Genomic DNA, 16,341 nt, shown 5'->3' on the forward strand with positions numbered 1-16,341 from the left:
CCCTTATCACATCATAATTGCTCCATCTACATGAAGCGTGTGACCGTGGACATAGGAAGCTTCATCAGATGCTAAAAATAAATAGGCATTGGCAATATCTCTTGGTGTGCCTAATCTTTGCAGTGGTACGACTGAACGCATTTGTGCTAACACATTTTCCGGCATTTTTTTCACCATGTCAGTTTCTGTAAAGCCAGGTGCCACCGCATTAACGTTGATACCCTTACGCCCCAATTCCTTCGCCCAAGTTTTTGTCATGCCAACAATAGCAGCCTTTGTGGCAGCATAATTCGTTTGACCAACATTGCCATATACACCACTAACAGAAGATGTATTAATGATTTTGCCCCCGCCGGCAGCAACCATATGTGGAATAACCTCCTGTGTACAATGAAAAACGCCTGTCAAATTAACATCAAGTACTTGTTGAAACTGATCCTCTGTCATCTTGGTTAACATCGCATCACGTGTAATACCTGCATTATTCACTAAAATATCGACTCGGCCCGCATACTCTATGACCGTTGCAACTAGCTTTTTAACACACTCTCTATCCGCAACATTTACTTGCACAAATAATGCCTGATCCCCTAATTGCTGAGCAGCTAATACACCAGCCGCCTCGTCAAAATCCGCAATAACAACGAATGCACCTTCTTCTATAAATCGTTCAGCAGCAGCATAGCCAATTCCGTTTGCAGCTCCTGTAATTATGGCAACCTTATTGTTTAAACGCATAATTCTTTCCTCCAATTTCTAAAAAAGATTCGATTTCAGATGTAAGCTGTGGTAAATCATCCATTAATGGGGAGTGACCGCAGTCTTTTAAGCTAACAAATTGTGCATTGGCACCTAAATCGAGCATTGTTTCATCATTCATTTCTTTTGTTATCACGTAATCACGATCCCCTCTTAACACTAAGACAGGAATGGTGATCTGTTGTACTTCTTGAGTTCCTTTCGCGACCTCATTGTCAACTGCACTAATATTAAAGGTATTTAATGCATGATAAACTTCAGCTAAATTTCTTTGCGTCAGCATATCTTCCACATATTCCTGATACTGTTTCGTGCTTGGTTGCTGATGTGTGTATATAAGGGCGTTCCAAATCGCCTGTAAGCCTTGCACATTTTTCGAGTCATACAAACCTTGAACTAATTTTGTTTTCGATGTATCGACGAGTACCTCTTCATAAGAAAATGCCCTTTTTAAAGATGCTTGATTGCCAGTACCTAAATCTGTGTAGAATGGATAGCCTCTCGTAGATGCCGAGGCTAATAAAATAAGCTGCTGACAATAGCCTGGATAATTTGCGACAAATTGCATACATACTGCTCCGCCCGTAGACCAGCCAATCATGTCAAACTGTTTCAATTGAATGGCATCCACAAAAAGCTTCACATCATCGCTAAAATCTTTAATCGAAGAAATTGGTTTATGATAAGATGAACCACCAAATCCTCGTAAATCCATCGCATAAATTGTATATTTCTCATCCAATGAATCTATTAAAACATCCCAATGCTTAGAGGATGTCATATTGCCGTGAATAAGTAATAAAACACGTTCTCCCCCATGACGTTTACGATAAGCAATCGTTTCTCCATTTGATAGCTGAACAGTTTTTAACATCGCATTTCCCCCTTAACCCCATCGAATTGTCATAGCTCCCCATACATAGCCAATACCTGCACTAACTAGTGTGATGATGTCTCCATCGTGAATACGACCCTCTTCTACCGCCAACTGCAATGATAATATTTGGTCAATCTGTCCGATATGACCATAATTTTCTAAGTATATGGATTGCTCCTGCTCTAGACCAAGTTCAGATAAAATATAATGATGAGCAGATCTTTTCATATGAAGCATCGCTAAATAGCTAAGATTTTCCTCACTTAATCCACTTTTCGCCAGAGATGTTCGAATGACCTTCAAAAAATTGCTTAAAGATTTTTGTTCTAAGCGCTCCTTCATCCCTATTGGATCTATGACATCAAGTTGATATAAATTATTCTCTAAATCAAATGGTGTCAAAGGTTTCTTAGTACCACCAACAGGCACGACCACATCCTCCGAGAACGAGCCATCCGTCATGATATCCGCCTCTAATAATTGGTTTTTATCATAGTTTTTTTGTAAAAGGATAGCGCCTCCACCAGCTGCTAAATTGTACATAAAGCGTGTTCGAGGATTACTGTAATCAATAAAATCAACATTTCGATAGCCACCAGCCAGCAGAATAGTTTGAATAGAATCATCTGATGCCATTAAGCTTTTTGCTAATTTTAGAGCCATTATAGTCGTGCCGCATCTTAATTGCACATCGAATGCCCAAGCATTTACGGCCCCAAGCTCCTCCTGCATTTTTATAGAGGCCGTCCACAGGGGATATTCCTTATGCTCTTCCCCCATATAAATAACAACATCAATATCCTTAGGCTCGATATTAGCCTTGCGTATAGCCTCCTGAGCGGCCCAAACACCCATTTGAACGGTATGATCATGCTCACCAGGAATAGGCTTTTCATAGATGCCCATTTTTTGTCGAATAATATCTTCTGGAATAGTAGAACGTACTGCTATTTCTTTAGATGTCATTTTTGTTTGTGGAATATAAATTCCGGTACTTACAATGCCTACAGTCATTCAAATCGCTCCTTTTCCTGCGACAGGGCACCCGTTGTTTTTCTTTCTTTTATTTTTAATCTCCATTTCCAATACAGCATGCGCAAGGATCCAATAATTCCTTTTGGGAAAAAGATAACAGCTAAAATATAAAGAATCCCAAAGAAAATAATCCAACGTTCAAATATTGGATAATCACGGGCTAATCCTGAAAGTGCATGCTGTGCATATTCAATAACACCCGCTCCGAGCAATGGTCCAACTAATGTGCCAACACCCCCAATAATCGTCATCAATAACGCATCTAGCGTAATGTCCATTGTCATCACACTCGTATTGACGAATCGGAGTGATACAGCATATAAAGAGCCTGCTAAGCTTGCAACGGTCCCTGCGACAACTGATGCAATCACTTTATAATGTAAGGTGTTGTAGCCTAATGATTTTGTTCGTTGTTCATTTTCCCGAACAGCAATTAAAATTCGACCAGTTGGTGAGTTCACGAAGCGATATAACGCAATAAAAATAACGACTAAGCATGCCAGGACGAAGAAATAAAACGTCATTCTATCTCTAAATAGTTCTGGTGCTCTGAACGTAAAACCATCATTTCCATAAGTGACCGAACGCCATTTTTCTGCAACGACTAAAAACAGTCCTGAAAAAGCTAATGTCAGCATCGCAAAGAAATGACTTTTTAATCGCAGTGTCAGTAACCCTACTAAAAAGCTAATGAACCCCGCTAGCAACATACCGACTACGATTGATAATAAAAATATCGAAAGAGTTGTATCCGTCTGTTTCAGCATGACAGCCGTTGTGTAAGCACCTATCCCAAAAAACATCGCATGCCCGAACGACACAATGCCTGTGTAGCCAAGGAGAATATCATAGCTCATCGCTAAAATACCGAAAATAAAGATTTGCGTTAATAAAATAATGAGCGTCCTTGAATCATTGACGAAAGGGAGAAGCACTAATATTGCCAGCATGAGGAAAAAGCCTACATACTTTAATGAAAGTTTATTTTTCATGTCGATCTCTCCTTTCGCATTGCAAATAATCCTTGTGGACGGAAAATTAATACTATCGCCATTAATATCATATTGACCGCAAGCGATAACACTGGCACATAATACGCCATAAAGCTACCTGCTAAACCGACTAATATCGCTGCTAGTAGCGAACCTGAAAAACTGCCCATCCCGCCAATAACGACAACGATAAAACCTAAAATCGCATACTCCATGCCCATTTCCGCATAGATCACACCTGAATACGGAGCCATTAACATACCACTGAGGGCTGCAAGTGCCGCTCCGACCATAAAGACATATAAAAATACCCGTTTAATATGAATGCCAAGTGCCTGTGCCATTTCTTTATCCTGTACACCAGCTCGAACGATTAGCCCAATCTTTGTACGCTTCAGCATGTACTGGAAAATACCGAAAATCACAAAACCTACTACAATAATAAATAATCGATATTTTATGATAATTACGTCTCCAATTTCCCAGCTTCCTGATAAATAACTAGGCGTTTTAACGGCCACACCATTTGGACCGAAAACAACTTTAATCATCTCCTGTAGCACGAGCATCAGCCCTAATGTAATTAAAATTTGTTGAATATGATTGCCATACACAGGAGTAATAATTAATTTTTCTGTAATGAGGCCTAATAAAGCTCCCGTTACAATGGCACCTACAATTCCAATAAGAAAGCTCTCTGTGAACATATACGTAAAGATCCCCGCATAAGCCCCCCACACAAATAAACCACCATGTGCAAAGTTCAAAACATCCATTAATCCAAAAATTAACGTTAGACCTGCCGCCAGTAAAAAAATTAACATGCCAGTCGCTAGGCCATTAATGACTAAATTTACGAATAGCTCCAATAAAGTACACCACCTTTATCCGATTCCAAGATATTTTCTTTTTAGTTCTTCATGATGGATAAGATCCTGCATTTTACCTGAGTGAACCGTTCTCCCGTCATCAATTAATGTATACGTATCACCGATTCGACTCGCCATAATAAAGTTTTGTTCTACAAGTACAATGGACGTTTGCTTTTTCATTTCAACGATTGCCTCCATTACTTTCTCTACCACTATTGGTGCCAGTCCTTTTGAAGGCTCATCAATCAAAATTAACTTACTATCATTGATAAATGCCCTGGCCATCGACAGCATTTGTTTTTGACCACCCGAAAGATGTCCACCAGCCTTCTTCCAAAATTTCTTTAAATCCGGAAACAGCTCCAACACATAATTTTGTCGCTCTAAAGTAGCTGTATCTTCTTTTCGCATCGCCACTTTCATATTTTCCTCTACTGTTAAATCTGCAAAAATCCCTTGATTTTCAGGTACATAGCCTATTCCTAATTTCGCCACTTTATAGGTAGGGCTTTTTTTAATAGAATGCGAACGAAATTCTACCTCTCCCTTTGAAGCAGGTGTTAACCCCATAATCGTTTTTAAAGTGGTAGTTTTACCTGCACCATTTCTTCCAAGCAGGACACTTACTTGACCCTCCATGGCCTCAAAATTGACCCCCTGCAAAATATGGTATTGACCGATATGCGTGTGAACATCATTTAATTTCAGTAAGGTGTTCATCGTACAGACCTCCTAAATAAGCATTTTGTACGGTTTCGTTTTTCATGATGTCCTCTGGTGTTCCATCCGCAAGAAGCTGGCCATTAAACAGCACCATAATCGAATCCGACAAATCTAGAATCATATCCATCTTGTGCTCAATGAGGAGAATTGTTTTATCGCCCTGTTTTTTAATGGTGCGAATAACCTCTAATATTGTTGGTACCTCCTCTAAGGACATACCAGCCGTTGGTTCATCAAGCAAAAGGATTTCCGTATCAAGAGCTAACAACATAGCAATTTCAAGCTTTCTCTTTTCCCCATGGGACAGCATTGTTGTTAGGGCATCCCTTTTATTGTCAAGTAAAACAAGCGTTAAAAGCTCCTCGGCTTTTTCTGTGATCGCTTTATAGCTTTTATAATGGCGAAATAATTGGTAGCGTACTTTCTCCTTTGATTGCACAGCTAAACGGACATTTTCTAAAACCGTCAAGTTCGGGAAAACATTCGTTATTTGAAAAGATCGCCCAAGCCCCATTCTTGTTCTTTCTATGGCTGACTTTTGGGCAAGTGATTGTCCCTTAAAGTAAACATCCCCTACAGTCGGCTGTAACTCTCCACTAATCAAATTAAAGAAAGTTGTTTTGCCAGCCCCATTTGGTCCAATAATTGATTTCAAATGCTTTTCTGGCATATTAAAATTCACATGGTCGACAGCAGTGTGTCCGCCGAAACGAATCGTTAAGTTTTCTGTTCGTAAAATAGGATCCATCGTATTCTCCTTTCTAACACTTCTATCTCTCTTCATCCATTCTCAAATAAAAGTAGATGAAGAGAGACAGAATTGTCATTCTGTCTCCAACTTCACTAATTCATAATTGGAGGGGCTGTTTCTTCAGGGCTAAGCTCACGAATTAGTACTGGAACCGGATAATCTACCCCCTCTTGTTTTTCAAGACGGATCGAATACATCGACTGCAATGCTTGATGGTCTTCTTTTCGGAAAGTCATTGTTCCTTTTGGCGTTTCAAATGACATTCCTTCCATAATACCGATCAGTTTTTTCGCATCTGCGTCACCCTCTGATTTCTTCAAAGCCTCTACAATAGAAATTGCAGCGGACATTCCTCCTGGCGTAAATAAATCCGGAACCTCATTGAAGCGTTTTTTATGTTCATCAACCAACCATTTATTCACATCATTTTGTGGTAACGTGTGATAATAAACAGAGAACCCTTCCATACCTATTAACGGATTCATAAATTTTAGTGCAATAATATCTGGTGCACCTGTCGAAATTTTAATGCCCTTTTCTTGAATTTTTAAATCTGCAATTTGATTCCACGGTGAGTTTGCTCCAGCCCACACAACAAATAAATAATCTGGTTTTGCATCAATTACTTTTTGCAAATTAGACGTAAAATCAGTTGCTGCCGGATCTGCATATTCCTCTAAAACAATTTTTGCACCTAGCTTTTCCGCAGCAGTTTTAAATGCATTCACCCCGTCCCAGCCAAAAGAATAGTCTGGTGCAAACGTTGCAATTTTAACATCCTTTCCTGCTATTGCTGCAGCTGCTGCATAAGCGTCCTGAGAAGAATTTCGACCTGTTCGGAAAATATAGTCATTAAATTCTGCGCCCGTAATGCTATCCGCTACTGCAGGCTCCACAACCATAATTTTTTCGTATTCTTCCGCAAGTGGAAGTACAGCAAGCGTATCCCCTGAGCTAGAGGAACCTACTAAAAAATCAACCTTGTCATCCTCTAATAGCTTCGTTGCTTTTTGTACCGCAACCTCAGGCTTTGTTTCTGTATCTTCATAAACAATCTCAATTTTCTTACCGTTAACCTCCATCGTACCGCCTGTAGCGTAATCAATCCCTAAATCAAATCCGCGCTGCGTTTGTTTTCCATACGACTCAAGAGCACCCGTCAATGACGCAAGCACACCGATTTTAATAGTCCCGCCTTCCTCAGTAGTCCCCTTTGTATCATCCTCCGAAGCCTTACCACCAGTTGAACTATCCTTCGTATCATCCGAATTACAAGCCACCATCAACATCGCCAGCATTAATAAAAGCACAAATAACCAATGCTTCTTCATCCCATAACCCCTTTCATAATGAACTAAAAAGAAAGCGCTTTCGTTGCTATGTAAACACTATATAAAAGACTAGTTACAAATTAGTTACAAGAAAGTGGGGCGGTAGCGTAACGGCAGCGACAAAGCGGGGTTGAGAGATTTATCGGAACAAATTTGTGTTTTATCGGAACAATTTCAGATTTTATCGGAATGTTTCATCGATTTATCGGAACATATTAAAAAATACAGTATCTTTGTTCGCATTCAGATTTTATCGAAACAGTTTTCAGATTTATCGAGAACTTTTGATCGTTTATCGACCAACTTTAACGATTTATCACCCAACTTTTTTAATTTATCACCCAACTTTCGAAAAATATCGACATCTACCTTCATGCAACGCTATCTGACTGCACTGATAGTTTGCGTCCCTTCACTTGGTCAAAGGGATATTTCTAAAGTCATCTTCTGCGACGAAAATGGAGAGGTAGCGGAACGGCAGCTGCAAAAGTCTTTAAGTAGCTGCCCTTTTAGGGGAGCTACTTTTCTCGAAGTATGCTAAGTAAACACAATATTATACAAGCGCTAAAAAGCTTTTTTTAATAAACGAAGAAAAAACTTTCCATTTATGCGCGAGTGTTCCATAAAAATTTCGTTATAGAATGTATAACGATCATAACGAGGAGTGACAAAATGAATGATTTTATCGAGGGTCTTCAACGGCATGACGAAAAAGCACTTAAATATGTCGTTGAACACTATTTAGGTTTTGTGAAGGCAATTGCCCTAAAAATTTTAGAAAAACCATTAGATTATATGCTAGTAGAAGAATGTATAAATGATGTATTCCTTCTAATATGGCAAAAAAGTAACTATTTCACTGGGGATGAAGCGGATTTTAAAAAGTGGATTGGGATGATTACAAAATACAAAGCGATTGATATTTACAGAAAACAACAAAAACGTTTAGCTACTCTACCTATTGACAATATCCCACCTCCTATCGCTTCAGACAATATTGAACAACAGCTTGATAAATTGTATGCGAAAGAACTATTACTTCTTGGAATAATGCATCTACCTGATTTGGATAGAGAATTATTTTTAATGAGGTATTATCTAGAATATTCAAATAGTGAAATAGCAGAAATTTTACATATTTCAAAATCTGCAGTGGAAAATCGTTTATATCGAGGAAAGAAGAAGCTTGCTAAAAATCCTAAATTAAAGGAGTGTTGGACATGAGTAAGGAAGAAAATTTCTTACAATTGGATTTAGAAAATATAACACCGATAGTGGTTTCAAATAATGAAAAGCAAAAGGTAATCAACACTGTTTTACAAAAGAAACCTAAGCCAAATCAAATCCGTAAATGGGCAATTGCTGCAATTTTTGCAATTGGAACTTGCTCAGCTAGCTTAGTAAATTTCCCATCTAAGGCATCCATATTACCAATAAAGGATTTAATTCTATCTGAAACACTTTTATCAAAACAGCATGAATTTACTTTTAATCGTATTTCGATTTCAGGAAATACAGCGGACATTTACTTTAGTTGTGATCTGAACTTTAAGACTGAATTCATAACTTTAGACATTGCTGATAACTTAGAAAACCAATATACTTACACTACTGAAACGTTGACAACAAAAGTAACCGATTATTACTCAAATGGTCAAGCAACAATAAGTGGCTTTAATACTAAAGCTACATCTATATTTATTACCCCAATCGTTCATACAATGGATAATAAGGGGGAAATCACAAAAAAAAGACTGGAAACTATAAAAATTGATATAAATTCCGATGAGGAAAATAAGTGATAAATAATTAGACAGAAAGAATCCTTTGATTATATTGAGTAAGTGATTCCTCAATAAATTCAAAGGATCTCGCCTGTCTTTTTGGTTAATTTATAAATGAGAAAAGCATTAACCAACAAACTATGATTATATATTTGACAAGTGGTCGGTGTATTCCATCATAAATTATAGTCTAACCTTAACCTCAGTACCGTCCTTAGCTTTGACATCTACTAGCACGATCCCTTTATAATTTTTCAGTTCCTGGACGATAGGCATTAGCGTTTTTTTGTCTATTAGCGGAAAGGTAAAGTCCAGTTTTTTTCTTTCGAAGTACTCCTTTGTCCATTTGTTTAGACTTTGCTGAAAAAATTTTGAAGACAAAATTGAAACAACGATGTTTAAAATAGGATATGGGATTGGGATGGTAAACCGAACGTTTTTTGCTTTCACTTTTACATGCATCATAGGCAAAACACTATTCAATGATGACCGAAACGGTATCCCCGTTAGCCGATTTAATATCAACAATTTGGCCATCTAATTCGTTTTCGATTGCTTCCATAATAAGGTTTATGTCTATATCTTTAACATATTTTTCCGATTGGGGAATACTCGCTGCGATGCTGTGTCCAGCCATTAATACTACTTTGACAAGTTTTATAGGCAAATTGACCATGACGTTATCATTTTCGGCTGATACAACACGGACTTTTAAAGTTTTATCTAAATATTTTGTCGGTTTATCTAAAAGCTCATTACCTGTTTCTTCTTTCTCTTTTAATACTTGAATCAATTCAGATGCCTTCTCTGCATCAAGATTACCTTCTTGAACCATCGCTAACACTCTAGTAATTTCCTCTTTCATGATAATTCCTCCCTATTCTCCTTTTAAGAGCTTAATGGCTTCTTCTGGTGTAATTTCGCCATTTTCCAACATAGTGACAACTTTTTTCTCATCTACTTCATTTTTCTTCTTCTGCACATATCCAAGGGATGAAATGATGTCTGTTAGCTTGCCTCGAACCGTCGGATACGAAATCCCCAGTTCCTTTTCAACTTCTTTAATATTCCCTCTACATGTTAAAAATACTTCCACAAAATGCAGCTGGTCCTTTGATAAGGATGCCAGCTTCGATAATTCAAACTCATTTTCAATCGTAGTGTGACAATGAGAGCACTGCAACTTCGTAATTTTCATTGTTTTACTGCAGACAGGACAATTTGTGATTACTTTATAAGCCATAATAAAATCCCTTCCTATTTGTTGATTCAATTATACAACAAGGAATTAAAAATACAAATAAAAAGAATTAATTTTTTTAATTAAAAAAATCAATAATATTAATTCATCATTTAATAACGTTGATTACCCACTTCGTTTTTCATTCAAATATTATATTTACTGATGATTCTGCAGTCGTTACTATTGTTGAATAAAACTTAGATTTTTTAAGTATCCCAACTACATTTTTAACCCCGTCCTAAATTTAGAACGGGGCTATAATATAAATATGCAATTTTCCAAAATTCTCTAACCCATTATTAAATCATAAACAACCATTGTCGATTCCATTGGTGTTGTATTTAATTCCTTTTTTAATAGCTGGACACATTTTTCATACCATTTTAAAGCAAGGGAACGGTTTTGTAATTGATAGTAACTATACATTAACAGCCGATAACCTTCTTCCCATAATGCATCCTCACGAATCATTTTTTCCGCATAAAAAATAGCTTGTTTATAATTTTGTTGCCTCGTCGCATTTTGCGCTAATCTTTCTAATACTTCAATATATAAGGACTGTAACTTTTCACGATCCTGTATGAGCCAATCTAACTGCGTTTTTTCAGCATAAAGTGCATCCGTATAACTCGATTCAGCAAGATGCAGCCACTCGTTTGACAATTGTGGATCGAACTCCTCCATCCCTAATTCATAAAAATAGAGAAAGCGTTCGACATCGATTTGTAGAAAATGAATATGCTGCAATTGATACATATTATTTTTACGCTGAATAAAAAAACTGTCCTGACGCGCATTTCTATTTGGCTCAAGAACCTTTAATAACGTATTCAACACAACTTTAAAATCCCGATCTAGTGAATCAACGTTCCGCTCTGGCCATAATGCCTGTGCAATCTCTTCCTTTGGCGTGAAGCGTTTGCGATGACAATATAAATAAACGAAGAGCTCCTTTGATTTATCACGTTGCCATTCTTTATCCTCTAGTTTTCGATGCTTTCTTATTAAATCTAGACTTCCAAAAAAATTCACCTGTACCTCCTCTTTCGGATAAGCGATACTATCCTCTACTTGAAAATAGCTACGCATCTTTAAAATAGCAGCATTTTCCCCATCGCTCTTTCTACTAAATTGTAAAAGCTCATAAAAAATCATCATATTTGGTGGACCGAGAATGGTTTTTCTTTGTAAAAAATAGTCATAGCGATTGGAGATACACAAGTGTGCAAACTGCTGGAAATAAAGATTGAATTGTTGAGCATTTTTTTCTTTGAAGGCAATAACAGATTGATAGAATAGTACATGTATTTCTCCGTTTTGATCGCCACAGTCGTGAAAAAGTCGCTGTGCTTTCAATAATAATTGTTGTGCTCGTACAAATTCATGTTGAGATAGAATAATTTTCACCTCAGCAATTAAAATAATGGCGGTCATCCATGCATCTTGTACTTGCTCCGTTTCCTGTAGGCCAAGTGCTATATATTTTTTAGCTGATAAATTATCACCTTGCGCATGTTTGACAATTGCTAGACCCATATACGGCTCAGCCTTAACGCGTGAAATATTAATTGTATTCATCAATGTAAGGGCCTTCTCATAAGCATCACTTGCCCCCCGATAGTCAGGATAATCTATTAATAATAAAGCATGTGCTTTGCGAATATAGCCGACCGCTTCTATAAAAATAGATTTTTCACGTAAACCCCTACGAATCCCATGCTGAGCGGAATACCAAGCATCCTTCCCCAGCCCCAATAGCACATAGACAAATGATGCTAACAGCTCACTCTCTCTATGCGTCGCTACAAGCTGTGGCGGTAATTCTAATCTGTTCGCCAATAAATTCTTTGCCTCCAGTAACTGCCCCGTCCTTAACATTATTCGAACATCGACATTCGCTCTTTGCAACACGTCCACCGTCAAAGCAACCTCATTAGTAAAATTTTGTGCGCCTTTCGCCTTCCCTAAATTCACCAAATTTTCTGCGTACTGACGTTGTAGTTCAAGAAGTTCCTCATTGTTTAACGGCGTATGTTTCGCTAACTCTAATGCCCTTTTTAGATGCGGCTCTGCCAATGCTGGCTGAATTGTATCGAGATAAATATGTGCTAAACCTGCCTGTGCTTTCGTCATAAAGAGATAATCATTTTTACGTTTCGCGATGTTTGCACAATTTTCATAGGATTGCTTCGCTTTTTCATAATAAGCACGATAGCGGTGGCATTCACCCTCAAAATAATATAATTTGTAATATTCCGACTTTTCTTCAGCTGTAAATCGATTTATTTTTTCTAATAACCACTCAAACTGCCCAGCACGCACAAGACTTTCAGCATGATTTTGTAAAAGCTCCCCACAAAAATTCTGATCGTTCGTTTTAAATGCATGATGAAGAACAGCTTGTACATTGTTTTGTTTTACATAATACAATGCCGCTTGTCTATGCAATTCAATATACTGTAAAGCATTTTGTTGCCATTTCAGCTCTAAAAATCGACTAAACAAGGCGTGAAAACGATATAATCCATCAGTAGTCATTGGTTGAATAAATAAGTGCCGCTGTACAAATTGTTTGAACGCCTCTGCTATTTCTATATCATAAAATTGTGTGATAAACTCCTCTGAGAAAGTGGGAAAAATCGCCAGCTTTAATAATGTCTCTTGCTCGAATGTAGACATCTTAAGATAAACTTCCTCCGATAAATAGGTGAAAAGATCATTGGTAGAGATATTTAACCAATGATCTAATGTCTCGTTGTTCCATTGCTCCGCTAATAAAGAAATACTAATTGCCCAGCCCTCTGTAATTTCCATAACCTTAGCTATTTCATCTTCTGTTAAACGGACAGCTACATAATCCTCGAAAAAAACAGCAATCTCCTCTGAAGAAAATGCTAATTCTCCTTCTGAAATAACGAGTATTTTTTTTTGCAGCTTCAATTTCCTTGTAATATCCCAATTCGGCAACGTTCTAGAAGCGATGATAAAATGAACATTCGGCGGTGAAAATTCAATAATTTTTTCCATAACATAATTAATATGAAATTCATGGTCAACTAAATGGTAGTCGTCAATGACAATTAACATCGGTCCTTCAATTTCACATAAACTATTAACAAACAGCTTAAACCAACGATTGAGTTCTTCTATTTTTGGAAAGCGTGATAATTGATTCCATGCATCAAATTCTTGACCAAAGCTTGGAACAATTCGTTTAATACTAAAAAATAAATGCCTCAAAAATGGTAATATATTGTCATCTTCCTCCGACACACTATACCAAGAAAATTTGCTGGATGCAGCATGTAGAAATTGTGTAAGGATTGTTGTTTTGCCATACCCTGCTCCACTATGAATAAATGTACAAGTATGGTCTAGACTTTTTTTAAATGTTCTCATTAATGTAGCTCTACTAATACAATGTTTGGACGGACTCGGTGGAATACATTTTGATTGAATAATAATGTCTGTTGTCATTTAATGATAACCTCCCCATTCAACTGGTTATGTAAGGTTATAAGTGTTCATCATTATAACGCGGGGGTGATCTTGTAATCTTATCGAATAAAAGCAAAAACTCGCGTATGGCAATTGCTTGTGAGACAAACCACGAGAGGAATTTTCGCTTAGTACTCCAAGTTTATCACAACTTTTTTTCAAGCTTCCTTACCATCCGATAAATGATCAATATTATTTATCGTATTCCTTAAATTCAGGAGTTTTCATTAGTCTTAAAAGATATCTTTGGCTTCCCTATAGGTATCCATTTATTTAGCCTCGTATTCTTTCTTCAATTTATCATATGCATCGCGATATTTATTATTTGCCAATAAAACTTATCTGAATTTTCAAAGGAAATCCAATTCAGAATCATTTCCAGTTAATTGAATCCCTAAAGGAGGATTACTTGTATCAACTTTAAATGCCCTAAATGTATCTATTTTTGCACTTTCTTCATTTCTTTCATATACATTAGATAGTAGTTCTACTGCTTTCGAAAATTGTTCAGTACTAACACGTACTTGGATGTCTAAATCACCTTTAGTCACACTATTAGGAATTGCTGAACTACCAACATGCTGGATATCAGCCTCTGGTAGTAATTCGCATTTGTACTTCATCCTTTATTTACCATCATAGCCCAATTTTACCCTATCGCCAATATGAAATGTTTGATCTGGATTCTTCTCAAGATTTACAATCACTATCTTCAGTTTTAGAACTTCCATAAAAGTGGAAGCTCTATTTTCTATTTGCTTCTTAAACTAATTTATCTGGTCTTGTTTTATTTCGATACCGAAGTATTCTTTTTAATGCACGAAAGACACATACTGGTATCGGAATATCAAGAAAGATTATTGTATCAGCAGCATTAAGTCTAATCTCCATTGTCCCACCGTAGTTCCCATCAATAATCCATTCTTCTTTTTTAACTAAATCATTTTGAATTGTTCTTTGTTCATCTTTTGAAATACTTACCCAATTAGGTTTCCAAAACAATGTATCAAGATGATAAACTTTAATTTTAACTTTTCACCTAATTGTCTTACCAATATGGATTTTCCTGACCCACCCGACCAGATAAGTACAGCCTTTATCATAAGACAACCCCTCGTATTAAATTAAACTAATACCACAAAAAAGTAATAGTTCTTTTTTAAACAACCCTGCTTACGTTAGTTCAAAGAAACAAAAATTTATAATCGTGAACTTAGATAACTTAAGAGTATGATATATTTCTGTATTTTGTATTAGATTTCCTTTAATTATCAAGTCTTTCAAAGGGAATTACATTTATCATAGAACGTAAATGATCCTTTAAATCAATGTTCGACAACAAACATTAACAAAGCCTATTTTAAAAGAATCCATTTTGAAAAGATTGATCAAAATGGATTCTGAACCAGAAATTTAATTTATGTTATGTTTTTCAATAGATATTAAAATCGTTGATGTTTCCCCATTTAATGGAGGGTAAATTGCAGACGTTACAGAAATCAATAGCCTATAATCTAATTCTGCGTGTTCATATTTATCAACGATTGATTAAACTTGATTGACTCTTCCCACTGTGGAAAATGACTTGAGCTCTCGAACCAAATGAGTTTTTTTGGTGTTTTTATTGTGTGATAGTAATCCTCTACTAATGAAGAAGAAACATGCCGATCATGACGTCCCTCAAAAAACGTAACAGGGACATCGAAACTCTTGTATTCACTAAAATCAACTTCCATGAGCTCTTGCCACAAATATTGTATAGATTGTAGACTCCCTTTTTCGCGATGGATTAAATCTTTGAATGTGTACTTTGATGAAAAAATGAAATCCTTTACCAATTGGTTGTAATTGCTTTTTCCATATAAAGAATGTCTGTATCGAACCACTAATTTAGTAACAAATAATAAATCGTTTAACCAATTTTTTTGAGTCAATGATAGGTCAATAGTTCTCAATCGCTGAACAACCTTTTTTTGATTTCGTTCTTCACTTTCTTTCAGAACAAAATCGTATTGACACTTCAACCCTTTTTTCATGTTAACAACTTGACCACAACCAAAATAACTATGCACTAGCTGTGGATATTTTTTAATGAACATTAAGCCTAGGACACTTCCCCACGAGTGCCCCAAAAGATAAACTTTTTCTTGGTTAAATGTTTCTAACAAATAATGAATTAAACTGTGTAGGTCTTCTATATAAGTTTCAATAGATATTTGTTCCTCTTCAGAAAATTTATAATACGATTTTCCAGCCCCTCTTTGTTCCCAGACTACAACATTAAACGTTTTTCCAAGTTCTGAGTTATATTTATACATCAGTGGTAAAGCCGCATCACCTGGACCACCATGCAAATAAACTAAAAGAGGTAGATTGTTATCTTCACCAAAAATAGAAATAAATTGTTCGGAAGAGCCTATTTGTATATACTTAGACACTTGAGTTTTCATTTTCTTCTCCTACCTTACTATCTATA

The 16,341-nt window shown here is 36.5% G+C and carries 16 protein-coding genes and 1 pseudogene; 2 read left to right on the plus strand and 15 right to left on the minus strand.

All coding sequences use genetic code 11. The annotated features are described in order from the left end of the window. Window positions 1–6: 6 nt before the first annotated feature. From fabG to QUF91_RS14660, 8 genes are all read right to left on the minus strand, one after another. Complete coding sequence (fabG, locus tag QUF91_RS14625) at window positions 7–738, minus strand: 3-oxoacyl-ACP reductase FabG (protein WP_289418236.1); 732 nt, start codon at window positions 736–738, stop codon at window positions 7–9. Further along, entirely contained in the window at window positions 722–1,633 is a 912-nt protein-coding gene (phaZ, locus tag QUF91_RS14630; protein ID WP_289418237.1) for an intracellular short-chain-length polyhydroxyalkanoate depolymerase, read from the minus strand. Before phaZ ends, fabG begins: the two co-directional genes overlap by 17 nt. Window positions 1,634–1,645: 12 nt before the next feature. Next, window positions 1,646–2,650: a 3-oxoacyl-ACP synthase gene (locus tag QUF91_RS14635; RefSeq protein WP_289418239.1), complete on the minus strand. Its 1,005-nt coding sequence runs from the start codon at window positions 2,648–2,650 to the stop codon at window positions 1,646–1,648. Next, on the minus strand, window positions 2,647–3,663 hold the full coding sequence (locus QUF91_RS14640) for a branched-chain amino acid ABC transporter permease (protein ID WP_289418240.1): 1,017 nt from the start codon (window positions 3,661–3,663) through the stop codon (window positions 2,647–2,649). Before QUF91_RS14640 ends, QUF91_RS14635 begins: the two co-directional genes overlap by 4 nt. Continuing rightward, the gene (locus QUF91_RS14645) at window positions 3,660–4,532 is read right to left on the minus strand and encodes a branched-chain amino acid ABC transporter permease (RefSeq protein ID WP_285395282.1); all 873 of its coding nucleotides are present in this window, start codon (window positions 4,530–4,532) and stop codon (window positions 3,660–3,662) included. The genes QUF91_RS14640 and QUF91_RS14645 overlap by 4 nt, the downstream gene beginning before the upstream one ends. 15 nt (window positions 4,533–4,547) lie before the next feature. Then, window positions 4,548–5,255, minus strand: coding sequence for an ABC transporter ATP-binding protein (locus tag QUF91_RS14650; protein WP_285395283.1), 708 nt, complete (start codon window positions 5,253–5,255; stop codon window positions 4,548–4,550). Next, complete coding sequence (locus QUF91_RS14655) at window positions 5,230–6,006, minus strand: ABC transporter ATP-binding protein (protein WP_285395284.1); 777 nt, start codon at window positions 6,004–6,006, stop codon at window positions 5,230–5,232. The genes QUF91_RS14650 and QUF91_RS14655 overlap by 26 nt, the downstream gene beginning before the upstream one ends. 95 nt (window positions 6,007–6,101) lie before the next feature. Then, window positions 6,102–7,340, minus strand: a complete 1,239-nt coding sequence (locus tag QUF91_RS14660; RefSeq protein WP_289418243.1) for a substrate-binding domain-containing protein — start codon at window positions 7,338–7,340, stop codon at window positions 6,102–6,104. Between the two features lie 672 nt (window positions 7,341–8,012). Here QUF91_RS14660 and QUF91_RS14665 point away from each other — a divergent pair. Next, window positions 8,013–8,564 (plus strand): sigma-70 family RNA polymerase sigma factor, encoded by a 552-nt coding sequence (locus QUF91_RS14665; protein ID WP_289418245.1) that lies wholly within the window; start codon window positions 8,013–8,015, stop codon window positions 8,562–8,564. Then, window positions 8,561–9,142, plus strand: a complete 582-nt coding sequence (locus tag QUF91_RS14670; RefSeq protein WP_289418247.1) for a hypothetical protein — start codon at window positions 8,561–8,563, stop codon at window positions 9,140–9,142. The genes QUF91_RS14665 and QUF91_RS14670 overlap by 4 nt, the downstream gene beginning before the upstream one ends. A 165-nt stretch (window positions 9,143–9,307) precedes the next feature. Here the strand turns inward: QUF91_RS14670 and QUF91_RS14675 are convergent, their stop codons facing one another. The 7 genes and pseudogenes from QUF91_RS14675 to QUF91_RS14705 form a co-directional block, all read right to left on the minus strand. Then, on the minus strand, window positions 9,308–9,589 hold the full coding sequence (locus tag QUF91_RS14675; RefSeq protein ID WP_285399690.1) for a hypothetical protein: 282 nt from the start codon (window positions 9,587–9,589) through the stop codon (window positions 9,308–9,310). Between the two features lie 10 nt (window positions 9,590–9,599). After that, complete coding sequence (locus QUF91_RS14680) at window positions 9,600–9,989, minus strand: SHOCT-like domain-containing protein (protein WP_285399689.1); 390 nt, start codon at window positions 9,987–9,989, stop codon at window positions 9,600–9,602. A gap of 12 nt (window positions 9,990–10,001) precedes the next feature. Continuing rightward, window positions 10,002–10,367, minus strand: coding sequence for a DUF2089 domain-containing protein (locus tag QUF91_RS14685; protein WP_285399687.1), 366 nt, complete (start codon window positions 10,365–10,367; stop codon window positions 10,002–10,004). A 288-nt stretch (window positions 10,368–10,655) separates the two neighbouring features. Next, window positions 10,656–13,844: a BTAD domain-containing putative transcriptional regulator gene (locus tag QUF91_RS14690; RefSeq protein ID WP_289418248.1), complete on the minus strand. Its 3,189-nt coding sequence runs from the start codon at window positions 13,842–13,844 to the stop codon at window positions 10,656–10,658. A 371-nt stretch (window positions 13,845–14,215) separates the two neighbouring features. Further along, window positions 14,216–14,488 carry a GrpB family protein gene (locus QUF91_RS14695; RefSeq protein ID WP_289418249.1) on the minus strand — a complete coding sequence of 91 codons (273 nt, stop codon included), beginning with the start codon at window positions 14,486–14,488 and terminating at the stop codon, window positions 14,216–14,218. A gap of 151 nt (window positions 14,489–14,639) precedes the next feature. Next, window positions 14,640–14,968, minus strand: a pseudogene (locus QUF91_RS14700) (P-loop NTPase family protein); the annotation flags it as partial. Between the two features lie 411 nt (window positions 14,969–15,379). Continuing rightward, window positions 15,380–16,315: an alpha/beta fold hydrolase gene (locus QUF91_RS14705; protein WP_289418250.1), complete on the minus strand. Its 936-nt coding sequence runs from the start codon at window positions 16,313–16,315 to the stop codon at window positions 15,380–15,382. Window positions 16,316–16,341 lie beyond the last annotated feature (26 nt).

The organism is Lysinibacillus sp. G4S2, assembly GCF_030348505.1.
Lineage (GTDB): Bacteria > Bacillota > Bacilli > Bacillales_A > Planococcaceae > Lysinibacillus.